At 43.1% G+C, this 24,450-nt stretch carries 15 protein-coding genes and 2 riboswitches; of the genes, 3 read left to right on the forward strand and 12 right to left on the reverse strand.

Annotated elements, in window-relative coordinates; genetic code table 11:
* Positions 1–45 precede the first annotated feature (45 nt).
* Positions 46–242, forward strand: a riboswitch (cobalamin riboswitch).
* 100 nt (positions 243–342) lie between these two features.
* Both PQO05_RS17000 and PQO05_RS17005 read left to right on the forward strand, forming a co-directional pair.
* A complete protein-coding gene (locus tag PQO05_RS17000; RefSeq protein WP_273628624.1) occupies positions 343–2,367 on the forward strand; it encodes a TonB-dependent receptor in 2,025 nt (674 codons plus the stop codon).
* On the forward strand, positions 2,364–3,503 hold the full coding sequence (locus PQO05_RS17005) for a YncE family protein (RefSeq protein WP_273628625.1): 1,140 nt from the start codon (positions 2,364–2,366) through the stop codon (positions 3,501–3,503). The genes PQO05_RS17000 and PQO05_RS17005 overlap by 4 nt, the downstream gene beginning before the upstream one ends.
* A gap of 18 nt (positions 3,504–3,521) precedes the next feature.
* On the opposite strand, the gene PQO05_RS17010 is transcribed toward PQO05_RS17005, so the two are convergent.
* Entirely contained in the window at positions 3,522–3,983 is a 462-nt protein-coding gene (locus tag PQO05_RS17010; protein ID WP_273628626.1) for an Lrp/AsnC family transcriptional regulator, read from the reverse strand.
* A gap of 185 nt (positions 3,984–4,168) precedes the next feature.
* A riboswitch (cobalamin riboswitch) is annotated at positions 4,169–4,359 on the forward strand.
* 151 nt (positions 4,360–4,510) lie between these two features.
* Between PQO05_RS17010 and metE the strand changes: the two genes are divergently transcribed.
* The gene (gene metE, locus PQO05_RS17015; protein WP_273628627.1) at positions 4,511–6,817 is read left to right on the forward strand and encodes a 5-methyltetrahydropteroyltriglutamate--homocysteine S-methyltransferase; all 2,307 of its coding nucleotides are present in this window, start codon (positions 4,511–4,513) and stop codon (positions 6,815–6,817) included.
* A gap of 60 nt (positions 6,818–6,877) precedes the next feature.
* On the opposite strand, the gene PQO05_RS17020 is transcribed toward metE, so the two are convergent.
* The 11 genes from PQO05_RS17020 to PQO05_RS17070 form a co-directional block, all read right to left on the reverse strand.
* A complete protein-coding gene (locus PQO05_RS17020) occupies positions 6,878–10,036 on the reverse strand; it encodes an efflux RND transporter permease subunit (RefSeq protein WP_273628628.1) in 3,159 nt (1,052 codons plus the stop codon).
* A 24-nt stretch (positions 10,037–10,060) separates the two neighbouring features.
* Positions 10,061–11,164 (reverse strand): efflux RND transporter periplasmic adaptor subunit, encoded by a 1,104-nt coding sequence (locus tag PQO05_RS17025; protein ID WP_273628629.1) that lies wholly within the window; start codon positions 11,162–11,164, stop codon positions 10,061–10,063.
* Between the two features lie 17 nt (positions 11,165–11,181).
* Positions 11,182–12,462 carry a TolC family protein gene (locus PQO05_RS17030; RefSeq protein WP_273628630.1) on the reverse strand — a complete coding sequence of 427 codons (1,281 nt, stop codon included), beginning with the start codon at positions 12,460–12,462 and terminating at the stop codon, positions 11,182–11,184.
* A gap of 68 nt (positions 12,463–12,530) precedes the next feature.
* Positions 12,531–13,892: a HAMP domain-containing sensor histidine kinase gene (locus tag PQO05_RS17035; RefSeq protein WP_273628631.1), complete on the reverse strand. Its 1,362-nt coding sequence runs from the start codon at positions 13,890–13,892 to the stop codon at positions 12,531–12,533.
* Positions 13,893–13,895: 3 nt separating this feature from the next.
* A complete protein-coding gene (locus PQO05_RS17040) occupies positions 13,896–14,573 on the reverse strand; it encodes a response regulator transcription factor (RefSeq protein WP_273628632.1) in 678 nt (225 codons plus the stop codon).
* Positions 14,574–14,719: 146 nt separating this feature from the next.
* On the reverse strand, positions 14,720–15,229 hold the full coding sequence (locus tag PQO05_RS17045) for a hypothetical protein (RefSeq protein WP_273628633.1): 510 nt from the start codon (positions 15,227–15,229) through the stop codon (positions 14,720–14,722).
* Positions 15,230–15,329: 100 nt separating this feature from the next.
* Complete coding sequence (locus PQO05_RS17050) at positions 15,330–16,751, reverse strand: glycoside hydrolase family 125 protein (RefSeq protein ID WP_273628634.1); 1,422 nt, start codon at positions 16,749–16,751, stop codon at positions 15,330–15,332.
* Positions 16,752–16,781: 30 nt separating this feature from the next.
* Entirely contained in the window at positions 16,782–19,433 is a 2,652-nt protein-coding gene (locus PQO05_RS17055) for a glycoside hydrolase family 2 protein (RefSeq protein WP_273628635.1), read from the reverse strand.
* Positions 19,434–19,510: 77 nt separating this feature from the next.
* Positions 19,511–20,464: an endo-beta-N-acetylglucosaminidase H gene (locus tag PQO05_RS17060; protein ID WP_273628636.1), complete on the reverse strand. Its 954-nt coding sequence runs from the start codon at positions 20,462–20,464 to the stop codon at positions 19,511–19,513.
* A 134-nt stretch (positions 20,465–20,598) separates the two neighbouring features.
* Entirely contained in the window at positions 20,599–22,788 is a 2,190-nt protein-coding gene (locus PQO05_RS17065; protein WP_273628637.1) for a GH92 family glycosyl hydrolase, read from the reverse strand.
* A gap of 54 nt (positions 22,789–22,842) precedes the next feature.
* Positions 22,843–24,432, reverse strand: coding sequence for a SusD/RagB family nutrient-binding outer membrane lipoprotein (locus PQO05_RS17070; protein WP_273628638.1), 1,590 nt, complete (start codon positions 24,430–24,432; stop codon positions 22,843–22,845).
* Positions 24,433–24,450: the final 18 nt, after the last annotated feature.

Here is a 24,450-nt window from a genome sequence, read left to right on the forward strand (position 1 = left end):
AAGCGCTACTGTTTCGCAACAATAACCACAATACTTAATTATTAATTACCTTTGCACCGTTTTGGTTCCCGAACTCACGACCGGGATTAAAAGGGAAGCCGGTGTAATTCCGGGACTGTCCCGCAGCTGTAAGCTCTGTTAACAAAGCCCAATCAAATGGTCACTGTTTCAATTTATATTGAGATGGGAAGACCGGGCCGAGGAGAGTAAGTCAGAAGACCTGCCATTGCATTATATAATTCATAGCTTTCGGGGATTGAAGCTGGGATGTGCAGGTGTCTTTATTTATACCTTTCATTTCATTTTTGTGCCTTAGGCTGTGGAGTTAACTCTGCATCGCTTATGGAAATAGCTTTACGCTATCATTTATTATTTTTTATGTTCGTCCTTTTGGGGATCACTGCCGCTGATGCCCAAAAGCGGGATACAACAACTAAATCTACTCCTGATACCACCCACCACCTTAAAGAGGTGCAGATTATGGATAGCCGTATCCGTAAAGAGATTATCCCGGTACAAACCCTATCGGGCCAGGAACTTAAAAATCTTAGTGCCCACTCGGTTGCAGATGCCATACGTTACTTTTCTGGTGCGCAGGTTAAAGATTATGGCGGTATAGGTGGCCTAAAAACAGTTAACATCCGGAGCCTGGGTACGCAACACGTTGGGGTATTTTATGACGGCATTGAATTGGGTAATGCACAAAACGGCATGGTTGATTTAGGCAGGTTCTCGTTAGACAATATGGAGTCTATTTCTCTTTATAACGGGCAGAAGAGCGCCATTTTTCAGCCCGCCAAAGATTTTGCCTCGGCGGGTTCTATTTATATGGTTTCACGGGTGCCCAAGTTTGCGGGTGATACCGTTGATCACTATAAAATAACTTTAAAGGGCGGTTCATTCGGTACCATAAATCCATCCGTACTTTGGGAGCACCGGTTAACCGATAGTATTGCAACATCTTTCAGCAGCGAATATTTGTATACCAAAGGCAATTATCCTTTCACTTATACCAAAGCCAATGGTTATGATACCACGCAAAGGCGTACCAATGATGATGTACGATACCTGCGTTTAGAAGCCGGCGTACACGGCCGAATTGATAATGGAGACTGGAACACCAAGATTTATTTTTATGATTCGGACAGGGGTTATCCGGGTGCTTCTGTAAGGGATGTGCCGGGCCAGTTCCCTCATCAGGACCGGCAATGGGATGAGAATTTATTTATCCAGTCCAATTTCCGCAAAACATTCAGTCCTTTTTATAGCCTACAGGTGAGTGGCAAATATGCTTATGATTATCTGCATTACTTGTCAGACCCACGCCTGGATGTTTCTACCATCTACGTTAACAACCATTATAAGCAGCAGGAAACCTATCTGTCAGCCGCCAACTTGTTTAACCTGAACCCGTGGTGGAGCGTTAACCTATCTACCGATTTTATCTGGAATAAACTCGATGCCGACCTGGTGAACTTTGTTTACCCTACCCGCTATACCGGATTAAGTGCACTGGCCACTTCATTAGATTTTGGCAAATTAAAACTACAAGCCTCTTTGTTGGCAACTTATGTGCATGAAACTACCCGCATAGCCAATAGCGCCGCAGATGATAAGCAGCAATATACGCCTTCGCTCATCTTTGCTTATAAGCCCTGGGCAAATCAGGATTTTAATCTTCGTGCCTTTTATAAACGCATCTTCCGGATGCCAACGCTCAATGATCTTTACTATACGTTTATAGGTAACATCGACCTCAAACCCGAATATACTACCCAATATGATGCAGGCTTTACGTATGGGCATAACTATGAACACCAGGCGCTTCGCCGCATAGAATTACAGGTAGATGGTTATTACAACCAGGTAAAAAACAAAATCATCGCAGTACCTACCTCTAACCAGTTTCGCTGGACGATGATCAACCTCGGGTATGTGGAAATCAAAGGTATTGACGCGACTGTACAAAGCACATGGCAAATAAGTAACTCTATTTTGCTTAACTCCCGCTTAAGTTATACCTATCAAAAAGCACAAGACTTTACAGACCTAACCAGCCCATATTACGGCGGACAAATCCCTTATGCTCCCTGGAACAGCGGCTCTGTAATCATCAGCCCATCGTACAAAAACTGGAGTTTAAATTATAGCTACATCTATACTGGCGAACGGTATCAGTCTATCGCTAATATCCCCGAAAATTATGAGAAGCCTTTTTATACCCATGATATCTCGTTGTCGCGGAATTTTAAAAAATGCAGGTTCACTGCCGAGGTTAATAACCTGTTTAACCAGCAATATGAAGTAGTGCCTTATTACCCAATGCCTGGGATCAATTATAAAATCATTATGAATATCACTATATGAAAAAGATCTTTTTATTCCTGCTAATTGTCGCAGTGCTTTATTCTTGCAGGAAGGATGATAAAGTTATCCAACCCACAACCACAACGGTAACAACCGGCACAACAGGCTCGATAAAAGGGTTCTTTTTGTTAAACGAAGGTAACATGGGTAGTAATAAAGCTTCTATAGATTATTATGATTATCCCTCAGGAACTTATCTCAAAAACATTTATCCCTCACGCAACCCATCAATTGTGAAGGAGTTGGGTGATGTTGGGAATGATATCCAGATCTACGGCAATAAGCTTTATGCAGTTATTAATGTATCAAATCTGGTTGAGGTAATGGATGTAAAAACTGCAAAACATATCGCCACCATCTCGATACCCAATTGCCGCTACCTGGCTTTTGACAAAGGTTATGCTTATGTAAGCTCTTATGCGGGGCCGGTACAGATTGATCCGAATGCGAGATTGGGTTATGTGGCCCGTATTGATACTACTACACTTACGGTTAAAGATACCTGCGTGGTGGGTTACCAACCCGAAGAAATGGTGGTGCGTAACAATTTTTTATACGTAGCCAACTCAGGTGGTTACCGGGTACCCAACTATGATAATACAGTGTCGGTAATAGATCTCAACACTTTTAAACAGGTTAAAAAGATCACAGTTGCGATCAATCTCGAACACTTAAAATTGGATACGTACGGCAATATCTATGTAACTTCGCGGGGGGATTATTACACCATCCCATCCAATATCTATATCCTAAACTCCAGCGACCAGGTTTCTAAAACACTTAATCTGCCGGCAAGTAACCTTACCATCTGTGGAGATTCGGCTTACGTGATCAGTGCCGGATTTAATTATACTACACAAAAAAATACCATTAGCTATGCTATCGTAAATACGGCGCAACAAGCCGTAGTATCATCCAATTTTATTACCGATGGCACAGATAAAAAGATAACCATCCCCTACGGTATTGCCGTAAACCCACAAACAAAGGAAATTTTTGTGACCGATGCCAAGGATTATGTTACCCCGGGCAGATTGTACTGCTTTACACCCGGAGGCAAGTATAAATGGGATGTGGAAACAGGCGATATACCCGGTCACTTTGTCTTTACCACCACGCGGTTAAGCGGGTTGTAAAAAATGCAGCTTTAGAGACTAAAGATTTATGTTATACGTATTTTTATTCTCGCTCATCACAAAAGTGCTGTGTGTGCTTCCAATACTGGTTACCGAGCCGAGTTTGTTAAACACAAAGTCCTGGTAATGTTTCATATCCCTGGCGTACACTTTTAAAAGAAAATCGAAATCGCCGGAGATATTGTAGCATTCAACAACTTCGTTCAGTTGCATAATGTCTGTCACAAACTTGTACCCTATGCTCTTGTCGTGTTGTTTAAGTTTGATATTGCAAAAAACAATTAGGCCATAATTGAGCTTTTCTGCATCGATCAAAGCAATATATTTTTTGATGTAACCATTGGTTTTTAACCTTTTTACCCGTTCAAAAACTGGTGATGCAGAAAGGTTCACTTTAGCAGCCAACTCTTTAACCGTTATTTCCGAATCTGTTCCCAGCAGTTTTAATAACTGAATATCAATATCATCAAGCCCTTCCATAGAATAATTTTCTTTTACAGGTTAATTTCGAACACATCAAAAGTATAAAATTCTTTCCAATCAATATAAAATGGATTATTATACTTAAATAAATACATATATACAGTTATTAAATCTTACTCGGTAGCTTTGTTTGAAAATTTAACCTTGTAACAAAGGCAAATTGTAACGTAGTTCTTTTCATTACTTTATCAACCAAAAAAGGTTTTCGAGAGATCGAAATTAATAGGGAACCGTGTGCAAATCACGGGCTGTCGCGCAACTGTAAGTAACAAAACAAGTTTCAGCCAGCAATGTCCACTGATCGCCTATCGGCGGATGGGAAGGACGCTGAAATGTTATAAGCCAGGATACCTGCCTGTTTTGGAAGGACAATGCTTTCGCGAAAAAAGCAAATGGCCTGATATGAGGGTTCTCAATGGCCGGCAATTTGCCTGCCCCTACCCTCAACATGCCCTGGTTTTCGCGAAGCTTGTAAAGTTTGTCAAAAGCAATTTTAAAGTATTTCTAATTAAAACATTAAAAAAATGCTAACGCAAAACCTGGGCTACCCGCGAATTGGTGGCCAACGACAACTAAAAAAAGCCTGCGAACAATATTGGGCAGGTAAAATCGGCCTGGATGAATTAAAGCAGATAGCCCGCACTATCAGGGAAGAAAACTGGCAAACGCAGGTTAATGCAGGTATCGACCTGATCCCTTGCAACGACTTCAGTTTTTACGACCAGGTACTTGACATGAGCCTGCTACTGGGTGTAATCCCTCAGCGTTACAGTAAAGTGCTCACCGAGGTAAAAACCAACCAGGAAACCGACCTGTATTTTGCCATGGCGCGTGGTTACCAGAAAGACGGGCTGGATATTACCGCCATGGAAATGACCAAGTGGCTGGATACCAACTACCACTACATTGTACCCGAATTTACGGCTAAACAAGAATTTAAGATATTTTCTGAAAAAGTATTTAGCGAGTACAATGCCGCCAAACAAAGCGTTGGCACAAAAGCTAAACCTGTATTATTAGGCCCGGTAAGCTACCTGTTACTGGGTAAAGAAAAAGAAGAGGGTTTTGAGCGTATAGACCTGATTAAACAGTTGGTGCCGGTTTACGTAGAGATAATCAACCGTTTAAAACAACAAGGCGCCGAATGGGTCCAGTTAGACGAACCTTGCCTGGCGCTCGACCTTTCTAAAAAAGACAAAGAAGCTTATGAGTTTGCTTACCGTGCTATTGCCAACCGTGTAAGCGGTATTAAGATATTGGTTGCTACCTATTTTGAAGCATTGCTGGATAATACCGCATTAGCAGTTAACCTGCCGGTTGCTGCCCTGCACATCGACCTCGTACGCGCTCCTGAACAACTGGATGAAGTACTTTCATTAATCCCTACACATTTGCAGCTTTCGTTAGGCGTGGTTGATGGCCGTAACGTTTGGAAAAACGACTACGAGAAATCGTTGGGCTTTATCAATAAAGCAGTTGAAAAGCTGGGCACCGATAGGGTAATTATTGCACCATCATGCTCGTTGCTGCATAGCCCGATAGATCTTGATTTGGAAATTGCGATTGACCCCGAGATTAAAAACTGGATGGCTTTTGCTAAACAAAAATTGAACGAGGTAGATGAATTAAAGCAAATTGCCGTAGGCAATACCGAATTGCTTAACGCCAATAAAAAAGCAATTCAAAGTCGCCGTGCCTCGCAAAAAGTGCATAAACAGGCGGTTAAGATCCGTGTCGAAGCCATTGCCAAAGCCGATGCCACCCGTACAAGCGCATTCCCGGTACGCCAGCAAATTCAACGCGAACGTTTTACTCTTCCATCCTTCCCTACAACTACCATTGGTTCATTCCCGCAAACGGATGATATCCGTCAGCTACGCGCCAAATTCAAAAAAGGCGAATTTACGGTGGATGAGTATGAAAAAAAGATTGAACAGGCAACTATCGACTCAATCCGCTGGCAGGAAGAAATTGGCCTGGACGTTTTGGTTCATGGCGAATTTGAGCGTAACGATATGGTTGAATACTTTGGCGAACAGCTGGATGGGTTCCTTTTCACCAAAAATGGCTGGGTACAAAGCTACGGCAGCCGTTGTGTAAAACCTCCGGTTATTTATGGTGACGTGAGCCGCCCTAAAGACATGACTGTGCGCTGGAGTAAATTTGCTGCTGCGCAAACCGACAAGCCAATGAAAGGTATGTTAACCGGCCCGGTAACTATTCTGCAATGGTCGTTCGTGCGTGATGATCAACCGCGTGATGTGACCACCAATCAAATCGCTTTGGCTATTCATGATGAAGTATTAGCATTGGAGGCAGCAGGCATCGGTATTGTGCAGATTGATGAGGCGGCAATTCGCGAGGGCTTACCTTTGCGTAAAGCCAAACGCCCCCACTACCTGGATTGGGCAGTAAAAGCCTTTCGTGTAACCGCCAGTGGTGTAAAGGACGAGACTCAGATCCATACCCACATGTGCTACAGTGAGTTTAACGATATTATTGAACATATTGCAGCAATGGACGCGGACGTGATCACGATTGAAACCTCACGCTCGCAAATGGAGCTGTTGCATGCCTTCGCTCATTTCGAATATCCGAATGAGATCGGTCCTGGCGTATATGATATCCACTCGCCACGTGTACCAAGCACCGAAGAGATGGTGGCGTTGCTAACCAAAGCGGCAGATTTGCTCCCGGCTCAAAATCTTTGGGTTAACCCTGATTGCGGTTTAAAAACCCGCAAATGGCCAGAAACTAAGGCAGCTTTAGTAAACATGGTTGCTGCTGCTAAACAGGCAAGAGCGCAAATCAGCGTTGAGGGCGTTGTTTAAACATGAAACGGCGGGCAAAATCGCCCGCCGCTTCTATATAGTCAGTCAGTTTTTGAGAATTTAATTATCGCCATGCGGCTTGTCAGCTTTACGGTATGCCCATCCAAATATTAACGGGAATACCCAAAGGCTGAACAACATAGCACATAAAATACCACCAATTACTACCCGTGCCAAAGGCCTCGAGCTTTCAGACCCGATACCGTGCGAGATAGCAGCCGGGAATAAACCGATGGCGGCCATCAAAGCGGTCATCATTACCGGCCTGATGCGTGAATTTACACCCAGTTTAATCGCCGTATATAGATTTGAGCCTTCGCCTTGTTTCAGGTTTTCGAGATTTTGTTTGAAAACGGTGATCAGCAATACCCCATCCTGGATACAGATACCAAACAACGCGATAAAACCAATACCTGCCGAGATACTGAAGTTAGTACCGGTTAAAAATAAAGCGATGATACCTCCTACTATGGCGAACGGAACATTGAGGAATACCAACGCTGCATCTTTCACATTACCGAACATGATAAACAGTAAGCCAAAAATCATAATTAAGCTGATCGGCACTACCTGTGTTAAACGTTTCTGAGCACGTTGCTGATTTTCAAAATCGCCCTGCCATGCCAGGTGGTAACCTCGTTGCAGTTTAACTTTAGCGTTTACTTTTTGCTGTGCCTCAGCAATGGTACTACCCATATCGCGGCCACGTACCGAGAATTTAAGCGTAGCATAACGCTCATTTCCATCCCTGAAAATTAAACAAGGACCAGTTTTTTGTGTGATGGAGGCAATCTGGTTAATAGCCACCTTCGCACCGCTTTGGGTTGGCACTAACAAGTTACCAATATCAGCAGGCGTTCGGCGGAAGGCTTCCGGGAAACGGATTCTGATATCGAACGTACGTACGCCTTCATACAGTGTTGATGCTGCCTGACCGCCAATAGCCATTGAAATTACCGAGTTGGCATCGGCAGTAGCTACGCCATACTGCGCCATCTTTTGCTGATCGAGCTGAATATCCAGTTCGGGCAGGCCGATACTTTTCAGCACACCCAAATCTTCAATACCTTTAACATCTTTCAGGATACGGTAAACCTGGTTAACCTTGGTTTCCATGTAATTGAGCGAATCGCCGTAAACCTTTACTACGATTGAGCCCTTTACACCCGATACCGCTTCTTCCACGTTATCACTAATCGGTTGCGAAAAGTTAAGCTCGGCACCAGGTATTTTATCCAGCTTGGCATTCATCTGAGCAATGAGTTGCTCTTTGCTGATCTTAGGGTTCCAGTCTTCCTCGGGATACATCAACACGTCAAACTCATTATTGTAGAAACCGGCCACATCAGTACCATTATCCGGCCGACCGGTTTGTGAAACGGCGTATTTCACTTGAGGGAAAGTCATCAATATCTGACGTACCTGCTTGGAGGTAGCCACAGACTGATCGAGCGATACGCTGTAAGGTAGCTGTACCCGCAGCCATATTGCACCTTCATCCAGTTCGGGTAAAAATTCGCTTCCCAAGAATTTAAAGGAGAATAAGCCCACAACCATCGCTATTAAAGAAACCGTTACTACAATCTCTTTCATCTTAAATGATTTCACGAAACCTCCCAGCATAAATGCAGTAAGGTGGTGCACAAACGGGTTGTGTTTTTCGTGTACGTTCTTTTTCAGCAACAAGCTGATTAATACCGGCACCAGGGTAAGCGTAGTAATTAAAGCACCTAGCAAAGCAAAACCCAAAGTATAAGCCAACGGTGAGAATAGCTTACCTTCTACCTTTTGAAACGCAAATACAGGCAGCAAACCGGTTATAATAATGAGCTTGGCAAAAAAGATGGCCTTACCTAAAATGGCACCGTTATTTTTGATGAGGCCCAGTTTGGCGATCTTGTTAAAGCGATCCATGCCCAATTGAATGGCTTTATGATCGAGGATTACAAACATCCCCTCTACCATTACCACGGCCCCGTCTATAATAATCCCAAAATCGACCGCACCCAGTGATAACAAATTGGCCGACATGCCCATTAAGTGCAGGCAGATAAAGGCAAACAACAAAGCCAGCGGAATAATGATAGACACAATAAGCGTGGTACGCCAGTTAAACATAAACAGCGAAACCAGGAAGGTTACCAGCACGATACCTTCTATCAGATTATGCAAAACGGTATGCGTTGCATAATCTATCAAGTTGGTACGATCATAATAAGGTACAATTTTGGTATCAGCAGGCAATACCTCGTTGTTTATCTTATCAACTTCTGCCTTTAGTGCTTTTACTACCTCGGTTGGGTTTTCGCCTTTGCGCATTACAACAATGGCTTCCACTGCATCCGGGTCATCGGTAACAGTTCGCTTGCCGTTTTTAATTACGGCATCGCTACGGCCAACCCAACCCAACCGGGGCAGGTTCGAGATCTCAACATCGGCAACATCTTTTACCAATACCGGCACACCGTTGTTATTGCTGACGATGATGTTACGGATCTCGTTTATATCATTCAATAAACCCAAACCACGCACAGCAAAAGCCTGGTTGTTCTGGATAATCATATCGCCGCCAACGTTAATATTGGTTTTCTGTACGGCAGTAAATACATCTAATGGCGTAATGTTAAGCGTAGCCAGTTTTTCGGGATTAACGGTAATCTCGTAGGTTTTACTTTTACCACCGAAGGCGTTAATATCACCTATACCGGGTATGGCCCGCAAGCGCCTGTCAATCACCCAATCCTGAATGGTTTTTAGCTCGCGCGGATCCCTAACTGAACTTCTTAATGTATATCGGAAGATCTCGCCAGTTGGCCCAACCGGCGGCTGTACAGATGGCACAATACCATTAGGTAAAGTAGCATTATTAAGCAGGTACATTACCTGCTGGCGTGCTTCGGGGTCTTTAACGCCGTCCTCAAAAATTACCTTTACATAGCTTAGCCCGAAGATGGAAGTTGAGCGGAGGCTCATTTTCTTTTGCACCGGGTTAAGGGCAATTTCGAGCGGTATGGTTACCAATTTTTCTACCTCCTCGGCGCTTTGTCCTGGCCATTGGGTAATAATATCGATCTCGGTATTGGTTACATCCGGGAAGGCCTCAATGGGCATCTGAATAAAGGTAATGATACCGGTTACCACCAGCGCCCCTGCCAAAAACAGGATGAGTATTCTATTTTTTAAAGAAAATCCAATGATCCCCTTAAGAAACTTAGTCATTTGCTCGTTTATTTATTGGGGTGATTAACTATTTAATGATCCATAGATCAGGATTGCATCCGAAGCAACTACACGGTCGCCGGGTGTAACGCCGCTTTTAATGTAGGTGGTTTTACCATTGGTACTCAAAACATCAACCGGTCGAATCTGCACGTCCTTTTTACCCTTTACCACAATCACGTAATACTGACTATGGTCGAAAATTAAAGCACTACTCGGTATGGCAATGGCTTTATCATTTTCGGTATTGTTAACCGTTACAGTAGCAAACATCTGCGGTTTGAGAATGTAGTTTGGGTTATCAATGATTACCCGCATCTTCATTACCTTAGTGTTAGGGTCAATCACACTCATCAGCTTGTTTACACGGCCTTTAAACACTTTATCGGGGTATGATATGGTTGTTATATCGGCACTATCGCCTTCATGTACCTTGCTAATGTTTTCTTCATAAACATTGGCCTCAACCCATACATTTTTAAGATTTGATACCGTAAACATAGGTGCCGAATTATCCGGGCGGATAGCCATGCCATTGGTCACATTCTTTTGCACCAAAAAGCCATCTGTAGGCGATTTGATAAAGTAATCGCCACTGGTATTGTTGCCATTAACGCTCAGTACGCGTTGCGCTGCGGTTTTCGCAGCTACAGCCTGCTCATAGTTAACCTCTGCACTGGTAATATCAACCTTAGATGCCAGACCGCTTTTAAACAAATCCTGTTGTTGATCCAGTTGCTTTTTAGCCAGGCGAACATTAGCATCAGCAGTAGTTAATGACGATGAATAGTTGGCCATCTCGCTACTTTTAACCAGGCCCAGCACCTGCCCTACTTTTACAAAATCGCCGGGCATTACATTGATGTTTTGTACCACCCCACTCACCAGTGGAAATATGTTGGATACTTTATCGGTATTAAAATCAACCGCACCATTAAATTTAATGGCATAGGTAATATTCTGCATTTTAACCGTATCCACCTCCAACGTTTTCATTAAAGAATCGGGCACTACGTAGGGTTCCCTTACTTCTTCGGTGTTTTCGTTAGAGTGGCATGAATAAAAGCTCAACAATAACAAACCTGTTGCTATTACCGGTAAACTATGCTTGTTCAATAAATTTTTCATTTCAGTATCTTAAAATATTATTGCTGGTTAAAAAATGGCGTGCCTGTAACGTAGTTCAGCTGCTCGAGCGAGGTGATTTTGCTCAGCTGGATACTATTTAACTGGATGGTATTGGTTTTAAACGAATCGTAGAAATCTATAAACTCCAGCAGGCTGATGTTTCTCAGTTGATAGTTCTTATATACTTCCTGAATGAGGTGCGTAAAATCACCTTTAAATGCCGGGTCGAAACTGTTATACAATTTCTCCAGTCGCAACGCACCTTTGTATGATGTTGCCAGATCCATCGCTATCTGGTTCTGCTGATTTTCGAGTTGAACCTTGCTTTGGTCTATCGCAATGCGGGCTTGTTTAATCCCACCCTGGTTGCGGTTAAAGAATGGCAGGTTAAACTCAATCCCCCCTCCTACGTAATTATTATTGAATGATCCGTACTTATCGTAACCTAAAGAAAGATTAACATCGGGCACGGCAGTAGCTTTTTGCAGTTGCAAATTCATGTTATTATAATCAACCGTGGCACGGGCATTTTTAAGATCGTAACGGTTTACATAAGCCGAATCGAGCAGTTTACCATAAGGGATTGAAGTAACTGATTCCTTACTGTTCAGATCAGCATCTACCACAGGTACTATATAGCTGTTGGGCGATGCCTTGATTAGCATTTTCAATTCACTTTGCGTTGTGTCTATATCGGTAACCAAGCCGTTATATTCAGCCTGTAAAGAATATAGTTGCGATTGGATACGCAGCACTTCCTTTTGGGCAATATTGCCTTTGGCGTATTGCTCTTTAAACGCCGTTAAGGTTTTGCTTAATGAACCTATCTCCTGATCATATACCTTGGCCGATTGCTGGTTATAGTAAATGGTATAAAAATCTGTCCGCAGGGTAAATTTTAATGTACGGATGAGGTCAAAGAACTGATCTTTGGCCTGCTCTACGCCAATTTTGGCTAACTGGATGTTTTTATTGCGCTTACCCGCAGTAGTAAACAATTGAGAAATACCTACCGACTGATTTTTGTATGCATCGTGTGTATCGTTGAGGATACCATTCTGAAAATTAAAATCTGGATTGGGGAATAACCTTGCTGTGATAATTTGTGCGCTGGCATTGTCTATGTTATACTTTTGCGCAATAAGTGTGAGGTTATTTTTTAGGAATTGTTCTTCAACTTGCTTAATATTGACCTTCAATGTATCACTGTTAGGTGCTTGCGCATAAGCACAAGCACCGATAACAGCCATACACCATAGTTGAATTGGGATAAGAACGATAACAAATTTTCGGTGCATAGTTTATTTGTTTGTACAAAGCTATGCGGGCCGAATTAGAGCCGTATTAAAACCACATTAGAACGGGATTAGAATTTCGAAACAGGGAATTTGAGCAGAAATTCTGACCCTTCTTTGGTTGAGTTTACGGCAATGGTACCATTAAAAAGCTGGATTATTTTCTGGGTTACATATAGCCCGATGCCGCTGCCTTTAAATGAACGGCTGTTAGGGCTGCGGTAAAACGAGGTAAATATCTTCTGCGTATCTTCAGTCGGGATGCCTATGCCTACATCTTTAATGCTGATATTGATAAAGCTATCATCTACATTTAAAGTACAGGTAACCGGCTGATTATTGGAAAATTTAAACGCGTTACCAACAACGTTATTAAAAGCTATAGTTAATAATGCCCTGTTAGCCATAATAGCCAAAGCGTTGGCATCATCGGGCATTTGTTGTATATCGATGATAAGCTTACCCGCATCCCTTCGTTTGCTCCAGTAATCATGCATTTCCCAGATCAGTTCATCAATCATTACCGGGCTTAGGGTGGCGCGGGTGTACGCCATGTCAGACTGGGCCAGTTCCATTAGTCCGGTTATCGTATCGTTTAACCTTTCCGAATCATTTAACACGGAGTTCAATAAGTGCCTGTACTCATCCGGTGATCTTTCCTTGTTTAAGGCAATCTCGATCTCACCTACAATACTGGTTACAGGCGTGCGCAACTCGTGCGAGGCATTGGTTACAAAGGTCTGTTGTAGTTCGAAAGCATTATCCAGGCGTTCGAGCAGGCGATTGAAGTTTTGGGCCAGTTCGGTAATTTCATCTTTGCCTGTGCCTTCTGCCACCCGCAAATGCAGGTCATTAACGGTAATACGCTGCATCTGCCGGATTAAGCCGTCAATAGGTGATAGTGACCGCTGCGCAAACCAACGGCCTACAAAAAAGATCCCACCGTTGATAATGATAAAGGCCACCAGCATAATTTTGGCCATATCCAGTAACTGGTTATTGTTTTGCTCATCGAGTGCAGAAACCAAGATCACGAAATTACCCTGGTTATCATTGTAGTAAATACCTACGGCCTGCCTTTTACCTTCGGCAAACTGGACATGCTTTTTACGGCGCACGTCATCGATAACCTTATCCGACCAGTATTGATGCTTATGAGCGATGAAGGATTGGTTGCGCTCATCATAAATACCGATAAGTTCTTCAGGTAATTTATCGAGGTAACGCTCACGCACGTGGCCGAGTGAATCGGTCGAAATTTCATCTGCCTCGAGGTAGAGTTGGGCAGCAACTTTGGCGCGGTCTTTCAGATGTTCGTAGAAATCATTCTTTACAAACGAGTAGAAAACAAAGTAAATAACGGTTAAAATACCAAGCAGCACCCCCGACGTAATGAGCGAAAAATTGAAGGCCAGCCTGTTTTTAATTTTCATCCGCTATTTTTCTTTTAAAATGTAGCCCATGCCTATAATGGTATAAATAAGCTTACTGCTAAAGCCCTTCTCTATTTTGTTGCGCAGGTAATTAACGTACACATCTATAAAATTAGTACGGGTATCGAAGTCAATCCCCCAAACTTTCTCGGCAATATATTCTCTGGATAGCGTTTTGTTGGGGTGTTGCATAAACAGCTCCAGCAGGGCATATTCTTTGGCGGTCAAAGTAATTTCGGTGCCGGCACGTTCGGCAGTTTTGTTCCAGGTGTTAAGTTTGAGATCGGCAAAAGTAAGGATTTGAGCATCTGTTTGCTGACTCTTCGATCTGCGCAGCAAGGCTTCAATACGCGCCAATAATTCACTGAAATGAAATGGTTTAACTAAATAATCGTCGGCACCGGCTTGCAGTCCGGTAACTTTGCTGTCGACGCTATCTAAAGCCGTAAGCATTAATATGGGGATAGCCGTGTCTGATTTTCTAACATAGCGACAAAGTTCCATCCCGCTGCCATCCGGCAACAGCACGTCCATAATAAGCAGGTTAAAATGATCATTGTCGAACGTTCTTTTGGCTGATGCAATATCACCGGCCAAACTAACCTGGTAATTAGCTTCCTGAAGGCCTTTTACTAAGAATGAAGCAACTTTGGGCTCGTCCTCAATTATTAGAATTTTCATTGATGGCAAAGATAGGCATCAAAATATGTTTATTTAATGAAGGAGCGGTTATAAGAATATATCGCAAAGGTGGAACGTTCCACAGATTTTGGCAGTACCTGCGAACTTTTTGTGACCGGACATCAATGGCAATTAAACTAATTTTATTAAAACCAACTTTTAAGCTCACCGTTCATTTTATCCTGTTCAGGCAGCTCTATTTTACCGTATATTAATTCATCAATCCCAGTTGCAATATCGGTAGCTAAACTTCCGTGCGTAAGTAAAATGATAATCCAGTTAGCACCACACAACCATAAAAATCCGGCTATGCCAAACCACCAGGGCCCGTCATTTACCAATGAAAAAATGCCCATACAGCCTGATAATATTGCTGTGCCAATAAAAAGCTTACGCATGTTTATCTGGTAATTTAGCCACCAACTATTATCCTTATAGATTAATTTAAAGATACCATCATCAACACTTCCAAATAAAGATCCTCTCCAGTTAGATGTCGAGCCTTTGTAAATTACATGCATATCTTCAATAACAACATTATCTGCTTTGTCATTCAATATACTTGTCTTTATATATTGAAATATCTCCTGTTGGTTATCCGATGTTATTGTTGCTTTTAATCGTCTATCAAAGCTAACTGAGAAAGGGAAAGTCATAGATTAATAATCTATCAATAAAGATATTTAATTAACAGAGAAAACAAAAAACGCCTGCCAAAAGCAAGCGTTTAAATCGTTTAGCGGGCTTTGTTATTTATCAACCCAGTAACTGAGGCCTGTTCTTCAGCGTTTCCCATAAAAACTCGCCGTATATAGTATTTGCCCAGGCAAACCAGCTACGGGTAAAGTTGGCAGCATTGTCTTTATTGAAAGATTCGTGCATAAAACCCTTATCGGCATGCGAACGTTTCAGCATGGCCAAACACAGCTTAATTTCTTCGTTATCGGTACTGGTTAGTCCGCGGGCAATAATGCTTAGTGGCCATACCATATCGGGTTTACCAACATGCGGACCGCCTATGCCTTCGGCAACTTTACCTTTGTAGAAATAAGGGTTCGAATCTGATAAGGCAAACTTGCGCGTATTCTGATAGATCGGGTCGCTCAGCTCTACTGCATTTAAGTATGGCAGGGCAAGCAGGCTTGGTACGTTGGCATCGTCCATTAAATTATGGTTGCCGAAACCATCAACCTCAAAAGCATAAATATCGCCAAATACCGGGTGTTTGTAAATGGCATGTTGTTTTATGGCCGCTTCAACCTCTGTAGCCAGTGCCAGTAATTCGGCCGACAGTGCATTGTCGCCGCTTATGGTTTTAACCATCTCTGCAGCTTGTTTTAAGCTTACTACCGCAAAAAAGTTAGATGGTATTAAGTATGGATAAATGGTAGCATCATCGCTCGGCCTAAACATAGAGCAAATTAAGCCGGTTGGCTTAACCGGGAAACCGTAGCCGTCCATCGGGATGGTATCGGTTGGTTTATCTGTTTCGCGTTGGAAATGATAACTACCCGGGCCTGTTTTGCGTTGCTGCTCTTTAAAGGTTTTCAGGATGAGGGCTATAGCATTTTTCCATTCGCTGGTAAAAGGTTTTGTATCGCCGCTCTCTTTCCAATAGCCATGAGCCAGGCGGATGGTGTAACACAGCGAGTCTATCTCCCATTTGCGCTCGTGCACACCGGGCTTCATATCTGTATGATCAGATTTCCATTCGCTTATTTTATTGGCATCCTTGTAGAATGCGTTAGCATAAGGATCTTTCAATACAAACCTGGCCTGGCGATTAATTACACCGGCAATCAGTTCGCGTAACTTAGCATCATTTTTAATGAAGGTAATGTATGGCCAAACCTGCGCACAGCTATCGCGCAGCCACATCGCGTCAATATCGCCGGTTATTACATAAGTATCGGGCACGCCGTTAACTACTTCATGAAATACCGTGGTATCTAAGGTATTTGGGAAACAGTTTTCAAACAACCAGCTTTGCTCGGCATCTTTAACTGATGATTTAAATTGTTTAATGGCGGCCTCGATAGCTTCACTTCTGAAGTGTCTCTTATCTGCCGCTACACGCACCACCGGGAATTGCCCCGGTGCCGCAGCCAGCCCTGTTTTAGATAATATTACACCGGCTGATAGCAGGCCTATGTTTTGTACAAATTTGCGTCGTTGCATTGATATAGAATATGTAGATATAGGTATTTGTTAATTAGTTATGGCAACTGTTTGCTCGGCAACGTTCCAGCCTTTGATGTTTAATTGCATATCGGTTTGTTGTTCCAGCGGGTAAGTGATAATAACTTTCCTGGTTTCGCCGGGCATAACCGATAAATAATTATCATCTGCAAATGCTGGTAGTATGCGTTGCTTGGTTTGGCCGCTAATTAACGCCAATCTGTTGAAAAATGCAACAGGCGCATTTGAAGGATTACTCAAAGTTACCTCTACCTTGCCTTTAGTAACCTGCTTGGCTGATACTTTCAGCTCAGACTTTTTAATTTTTTGCAAGCCCGAGTATTCTCCTTTGGCATCCGGCAACCAATAGAAGTTATTACTGAGTACTTTCTTATTCAGATCCAATAATTGCAGGCTCAAAAACACACCTTGCTTTTCGCGCAGCTCATCAATTTCTTTTTTGAAAGATTGGATTTTTTGTACCGATGATGGGCCTATCGATGTAAACACCTGCGTTAAAACAGAATCCTTTCCTGTCATGTCATAGGTTTTAACAACCAGCATCATGTTGCGGTGTGTTTTAAAGGTATTGTTTATACCGGTAACCATACCATCAACCGGGTTATAGGCCATTTGTAATGGCGCACTGCCGGTACGCAAACCGTATAAACAAGCATTGGGGTCCAGGTAATAATCATACATCTGGCCTCGCATGGCAGTCCATGGGTTTTGTGTTTTCCAGATGATGGTACCGGTATACCACTCCCACATGTGCGAGCTAAAGCCTTCCATTAGGGCACGGTACTGGTCGTAATTGGCCAGTTGTGCCTTCATGGCAAAATCGCGCACGCTTTCGGGCTCACCGTAAGGTTTTAAATAATCGCGGTAGCTAACACCTTTGTATTTATGGTAATCCCAAACAGAATCCACATCATCAACCTTGGCACTGTATTTTGGTGTAGTTAGATTTTTGGAAGGGATAAACCGAGTTAACGATTCATAATCGCCCACACCAACCGAACCTACTTCTGAGTTAAAAGGGAACGTACGGTCTTTCCAGAAACTTTCGATCGGTTGGATCCCGTAAGGACCATCCCCATTACCGCCAATGGTATTGTACGACATCTCGCTCGAGTTAGAGTATTCGATAAACCAGCGTGTACCATCCAGTTTAGCCATGATACTATCGCGAAGCGGGATCAAAATATCATCAGTTGGTGGGATCTCATTACCTGCACACCAGATAGCCAGTGATGGATGGTTACGAACCAATTTAATCTGATCGGCAGCTGAAGCCAAATAAAGCGAATGATTATCCGGATACTGGCGGCGAGTCCATTGGTCTTCCTTTTTCATCGGGTCAACCCAACGGCCATTACAATCGCCCGACATCCAGAAATCCTGGAAAACCAGCATACCATATTTATCACAGGCTGCATAAAACTCTGGTCGCTCAATCAATGCCCCACCCCAAACACGAATGAGGTTCAGATTCATATCCTTGTGGTAATGCACCTCGGCATCGTAACGTGCATCACTTAAACGCAGCATCGCGTCTGATACAATCCAGTTGCCACCTTTAATAAAGATCTTTTGTCCGTTAACTGCTATCTGGCGGCTTTGGGTGGTAGCATTCCATGTGGTTTCAATTTGCCTTACCCCTACTTCCACATTGTTTTGGTCGGATACTACCTGTCCGTTAACTAAAAACTGGAACTGGCTTGCATATAAGTTTGGTGTGCCATAACCGTTTGGCCACCATAGTTTGGGGTTGTTCAGCGTTAAATCCGGTAATGCTATTTCGGTTGTCGTGGATGGTGCAAGCGTTACTGCTTTGGTAACAATACGGCCATCTATCATATATTTTAAAACACCTTTTACGGGTTTGTTGCTTGCATTTTCGAGTTCGGCAGCAGCTTTAATGGTTGCCGGTTTTTGCGGGCCTTCGGGCATACGGATGCCGGGCACCAATGTTATTACATGAGAGTTTTGAATACGCACCAAGCCTGTTTGCTGGATGGTTACCTTATCCCAAATCCCGGTATTACGATCGCGAATGGGCTGGATCCAATCCCAACCTGCGGTGTATTGCAGGGCTACGTTTCGGGCAATAGTACCATCGCCACCCTGGCCACCATTGGGGTTACCCGGTACAGGTGCCGGATGAACCAGAATAGCCAGCCTGTTTTTACCGGTTGCACTTAGCAGGTTAGTAATGTTGTACGATTGACGCAGAAACATCCCCTCATGGGGCTTAGCAGTAACCGGCTGGCCGTTTAAATAAATCTCGCAGGTATAGTTAACGCCTCTAAGGTTCAGAAATATCTTTTTATCGGCAGCGGGCTTTTTTTCAGTAAAATCCTTTACAAACCAATAAGTATAGTAGGCATTGCCTTTATCGTAAATATCGGCAATGTGTTTATTGTTCATCCCGTAAAAAGGATCGGGGATTTTGTGATCGTTTAGCAGGGTCGTTAATACCGTACCGGGCACTGTGGCAGGCAGCCAGGCATTTGTATTGAAGTCGGGTTTGCTGATCTGCGCGCCGGATTGATTAAGCCCATCGGCCTTGGCACATTTCCAATCCGAATTGAGTTCATACTGGCTCTGTGCTTTACTCAGCAACGGAACTTGCAGGGTAGAAAATAACAGTAAAATAGAAGCGTAAAGTTTTCTTTGCATAGATATAAATATAAAATTCGCCTGATGACATAACGCATCACCAGGCGAATTAATTTTAATGTATTACAACCTTACCATTACGGGTTGTAGGTTGTTGCTTTACCATACAGTGCATTAGATACGCTGGTTAGGTAAGTATGCGAATCGGCATCAGGTAAATTATAATACAGGTAAATACCGTAGTTGTTATTTACTGTTTGTGTTGCCAATGACGCTGCAGTACTTGCACTGGTGCTTTGAATATCAATAGCAGCAGGGCCTAAATTAGCCGCACTTAAACCAGGTACATTAGGTACCGAGTAAGAACCGTAAATGGCATTCCAGCTGTAGTTTACTTTAGAACCTACTGTTACACCGTTGTATGATAAACGGGAAGCAGCTGGGCCATAGTAATAAAATGATATAATTTTATTCGGCATCAGCTGGCGCAAAGCGGTAACTAAATAAACAAATGAACTTGAGTTAGGCTGTCCGGTTCCGTTGGTACCGTAATCGGCGTATTCGTCGTCAAAATCAATACCATCCAGGCCGTATGTGGTAACCGCATTGCTTAATTGCTGTGCAAAAGCGGTAGCCGCTGCCTGTGTAGGGAAGTTAGAAATACCGGCACCCTGGTGGTTACCCAGGATAGACAGCAAAACCTTAATCCCTTTGGCTTGTAATGATTGAATGTAAGTAGCTTTATTATTCAGCACGTTAGTAACCTGTGGGTTGTAGTATAATACCGCTTGCTGGGTAGAGGTATTATAGTTGATGTTGGCCGCAAAAATGATAGCAATATCAAACAATTGCTGCCCGGTAGATAGTTTGTATTTACCCACATCACGGATGTCATTATTGTTCACTTCAACATAGCAAACTCCTTTTGGCCCGCTAACACCAATGGCATCAGTTTTTACTTTACTGGCCTCTGGTGTGCCAACAGGGTTAGCAGAATTTGCATCTTTTTTACAAGCCGAAGCAAACATCAGCATAACTAAAGCCGATGGTACTACCGCATTTTTTAACAACGAATTACTAAATCTTTTCATAAACATTTTTTGGTTTTTGTATAATTTGGTTCTTGTTGGAGCTGTTTAAATAAGATAGTTGCTACTCACATTTTAATTCATAGGCAATTGATTTTAGGGTTAAACATAGGATTGATTGTATCTATTATGGTCAGTTAGATTTTTGGATCAGGCCCCATTGTAAACTCCAGCACCCCTCCTTTTAACACATCCTGATGGGTGATATATCCTTTGGTATAAGGCTTGCCGTTAAGCGTTACGCTTTGGATGTATACATTCTTTTTGCTATTGTTTTTAGCTTTAATAACGAATTTGCCGGTAGTGGTGGTAATGGCAACCTCATTAGCTGAAGGGCTGCCGAACATGTATTTGCCGCTGGCCGGGTTTGCCGGGTAAAGGCCCGAAATACTCCATACTGCCCAGGCGCTCATCTGTCCGCAATCTTCGTTACCGGCGTAGCCATCAGGCTGATCGTGGTACATTGAATCAACGATCATACGCACGCGCGATTGGGTTTTCCATGGCATACCAATAAAATCATACATATAAGCAATGTGGTGGCTTGGCTCGTTGCCGTGTGCGTACTGACCAATCATGCCGCTCACATCTGGTGACTGGTGCTCGCCTGTCATTTTTGAGCTTACCGAGAACAATGAATCCAGCTTTTTAGCAAAGTTGGCGTAGCTGCCATACTTCATAGCCAAACCGGTAACATCGTGTGGTACAAAGAAGGTGTGCTGCCATGAGTTACCTTCTGTAAACATAGCCTTATCAGGATCGTGCTCAGAATAATAAGGATCGAAAGGCACTACCCATTTACCATCAGAATTTTTAGCCCTTGCGAAACCAATTTTAGGATCGAACAGGTTTTTCCACGAAGTCGAACGGGTCATGTAATAATTATAATCATCGTTATGACCCAGTTTTTTGGCAACCTGCGCAATGCACCAGTCGTCATAAGAATACTCTAAAGTGATGGTAACGCTGCTACCAAATTTATCCTGCGGGATGTAGCCATACTGACGGTAGAAGTTTGTTCCGCGGATGTTTTGCATTGAGCTTTTTTTCATGGCCTCATAAGCCAGGTTAGCATCAACACCTTTAATACCTTTTAAAACCGCATCGGCCAATACAGGCACGGCATGGTAGCCAGTCATGCAATTGGTTTCGTTAGCGCTTAAATCCCAGATCGGCAACAAGCCAGTTTCTTTGTAGAAAGCGAGCATGGTGTTTAAAATACCCAGGTAGCGCTCTTGCTGTGTAACGGTAAACAGAGGGTTTAAGGCGCGGAAGGTATCCCACAATGAATATTCTGTATAACGCTGCTGACCTGCCGGCATTTGATGTACCTCGCCTTTAGCGTTTTGGTAGCTACCATCAGCATCAGAATATAAAGCAGGTGCCATACAGGTATGGTAAAGTGCAGTGTAGAAAACACGACGTAACTTAGCATCATCAGTTTTAATCTGCACTTTCGCTAATTCGTGCTCCCATTTCGCCTCGGCGTTTGCTTTGGTTTTGTTGAAATCCCAACCTTTAACTTCGCCCAACGCGATGATTGCTTTATCGGTACTAACAGTCGACAGCGCAACTTTCAGCATCACTTTGTTGTTAGATTGTGCATCAAACAACAATTGGCCCATAACCGCAGTTGCCTTAGCTTCCGATCCATTTACATTAGCACCATCGGCATTGAGGTATAGTTTTTTAAACGGTTTCGATGACCTGATAGCAAAGTAAACCCTTTGCATCTCTGCCCAACCGGTTGAATAACGATAACCAACAATAGTAGAGTCGTTGATCTGCTTAATATAGGTAGATGTTGGTTTATCCCAGTTGATATGAAAGCCGAGGTTTACTTTAACTACAGGTGTTACGCCTGTCGGGAAACTTATATCATGCAACCCGCATCTTTCGGTGGTAGTCAATGCTACATTTACACCATTATTTAATTTAACCTGGTAGTAGCCAGGTGTTGCTTTCTCATTTTTGTGGCTGTATTTCACCTCGCCATGGTCGGCAGTGTCGGTAATCAGCCTTGTTTCGGGCATTACAGAAATATCGTACCAATCGCCGATACCTGTGCCGCTTAAGTGTGTATGGCTAAAGCCCACTACAACAGAATCGCTGTAATGGTAACCACCGCACCAGTCCCAGCCTGTACGGCCATTATCAGGGCTTAGCTGTACCATTCCAAAAGGTACCGTAGCACCCGGGAATGTATGCCCGTGCCCGCCCGTACCAATAAACGGGTCTACATATTTTGTTAGTTTGGTTTGTGCATTAGCACTTAAAAAAGTAGTCAGAATTAAACAACACAATAAAAACCCACCGTTCTTTCTCATAAGTATGAAGTAGCACAGGCGAAACTGTTAGGTTTCGCCTGTGTATTTTAGATATTAAAAATTTGCTTTATTTACGTCCCACCATAAACGGGTACCTCCATTATCGGCACCGCCAAGTAGTTGAACGGCTGCCCGAACGGCAGCACCGTTGGTAGTATATTCATTTTGAGGATAAGCTAATCTGCGTACCTGTATCTGTGTATCAATTGTACCATTGCTTTTATTATTTACAACAGTAAACAGTTTAGGATAACCGGTTCTGCGGAACTCTGTCCAGGCTTCTTGCCCTTCCGGGAACATAGCCAACCATTTTTGGGTCATGATACGCTCCAGTTTTTGCTCATTAGTAGCGCCTGCATCCCATTTAATAGTGATTGACGATACCGCCGGAGAGTTATTTGCCGAGTTTTTAGGATCTGTATAAGCAGCTTGTGTGCTTGTTGCATCGCTCAGGTAATTACCCACGTTTGCTCCCCATTGCTGCATAGATACTCTCACACCTTGCTCATAGTTGGTTTGCGGATCGCCGGCACCGGTCCAGCCGCGTAAACCTGCTTCTGCTTTTAAGAACCAGCTTTCGGCAGCACACATTAATTGCTCTGCTTTTAAAGGCGTAAAGGTTGTGGCCGTATTAAGTGAAGCATAACCTTCATAATCATCTTTAGATGCAAGCGCTGAACCAATACGGATACCTGTGTATTGACCTGCAACAGCAGGATCTGTAGCCGGAGCTGCGTAGATGCTTAAACGAGGGTCGTTATAACCGGTAAGGTAAGTACCTACTGTAGCGTTCAGCCTGTTGTCTCCCCAATCGTGGGTAATCATGTATAAATCGCTGGTACCTGTGGTTACAGTTACAGCAGCATCATCGCTTGGGGCCGACATTAAACCGCCTGTATTAGCCAATGCTTTTTCGCCTTGTAGTTTAGCCGTTGCCGGGTCAATCTTAACAATGTGCATCGCTAAACGCAACCTTAACGAGTTGGCAAATTTTATCCACTTGGTATAATCGCCATTATATAACAGATCGTAGTTTGCAAACGGTGTTTTACCAGGATTAGCAGCTACGTAAGTTTGCAGTGTATTTACCGCAGTATCTAACTCCAGGAAAAACTGGTTATATACTGCTTGCTGGCTATCGTAAGGTGTAGCAACCAATGATTTACCAACCTGGCTGTAAGGTATAGGGCCAAATTTATCGGTTACCCTGTGCATGGCTTCAACTTTAACAATTAAAGCTATAGCCCAAAAATCGGGCAGGTTTTTCTTGGTACCAACGCTTGCAATTTTATTTACAGGCGCATAGATGTAGGTATACATATCGTTAAACCCGTTTTTATCCCAGTTATCAACCAGTGAATAGTTAAGATCATAAGACGCTGCAAACGGGGTTGGCGACATCATGTATCCTCCAAAACCATCCGCGCTTAAATTTTGCGCTGTTTGATAATCGTGGAAAATCTCATGCTGCAGTGGTTTAAACACACTGGTAATATCAAGGTTGGCATTTGATATACCAGTTTGATCGGTATTGAACTTCTCAAAATTTTTCTGGCAACCGCTTGCAACTATGATGAGTATCAATAGAGAGAAAAGCGATATACACTTTCTCCCGGTAATTGTAGCTATATATTTAGTTTTCATTGCTTTATTTTTAACAGA

Source organism: Mucilaginibacter jinjuensis, assembly GCF_028596025.1.
Lineage (GTDB): Bacteria > Bacteroidota > Bacteroidia > Sphingobacteriales > Sphingobacteriaceae > Mucilaginibacter > Mucilaginibacter jinjuensis.

Excerpts from the sequence above, each read along its gene's own strand:
- PQO05_RS17000 (WP_273628624.1), top strand. The coding sequence starts at position 343 with ATGGAAATAGCTTTACGCTATCATTTATTATTTTTTATGTTCGTCCTT.
- PQO05_RS17005 (WP_273628625.1), top strand. The coding sequence starts at position 2,364 with ATGAAAAAGATCTTTTTATTCCTGCTAATTGTCGCAGTGCTTTATTCT.
- PQO05_RS17010 (WP_273628626.1), bottom strand. The coding sequence starts at position 3,983 with ATGGAAGGGCTTGATGATATTGATATTCAGTTATTAAAACTGCTGGGA.
- metE (WP_273628627.1), top strand. The coding sequence starts at position 4,511 with ATGCTAACGCAAAACCTGGGCTACCCGCGAATTGGTGGCCAACGACAA.
- PQO05_RS17020 (WP_273628628.1), bottom strand. The coding sequence starts at position 10,036 with ATGACTAAGTTTCTTAAGGGGATCATTGGATTTTCTTTAAAAAATAGA.
- PQO05_RS17025 (WP_273628629.1), bottom strand. The coding sequence starts at position 11,164 with ATGAAAAATTTATTGAACAAGCATAGTTTACCGGTAATAGCAACAGGT.
- PQO05_RS17030 (WP_273628630.1), bottom strand. The coding sequence starts at position 12,462 with ATGCACCGAAAATTTGTTATCGTTCTTATCCCAATTCAACTATGGTGT.
- PQO05_RS17035 (WP_273628631.1), bottom strand. The coding sequence starts at position 13,892 with ATGAAAATTAAAAACAGGCTGGCCTTCAATTTTTCGCTCATTACGTCG.
- PQO05_RS17040 (WP_273628632.1), bottom strand. The coding sequence starts at position 14,573 with ATGAAAATTCTAATAATTGAGGACGAGCCCAAAGTTGCTTCATTCTTA.
- PQO05_RS17045 (WP_273628633.1), bottom strand. The coding sequence starts at position 15,229 with ATGACTTTCCCTTTCTCAGTTAGCTTTGATAGACGATTAAAAGCAACA.
- PQO05_RS17050 (WP_273628634.1), bottom strand. The coding sequence starts at position 16,751 with ATGCAACGACGCAAATTTGTACAAAACATAGGCCTGCTATCAGCCGGT.
- PQO05_RS17055 (WP_273628635.1), bottom strand. The coding sequence starts at position 19,433 with ATGCAAAGAAAACTTTACGCTTCTATTTTACTGTTATTTTCTACCCTG.
- PQO05_RS17060 (WP_273628636.1), bottom strand. The coding sequence starts at position 20,464 with ATGAAAAGATTTAGTAATTCGTTGTTAAAAAATGCGGTAGTACCATCG.
- PQO05_RS17065 (WP_273628637.1), bottom strand. The coding sequence starts at position 22,788 with ATGAGAAAGAACGGTGGGTTTTTATTGTGTTGTTTAATTCTGACTACT.
- PQO05_RS17070 (WP_273628638.1), bottom strand. The coding sequence starts at position 24,432 with ATGAAAACTAAATATATAGCTACAATTACCGGGAGAAAGTGTATATCG.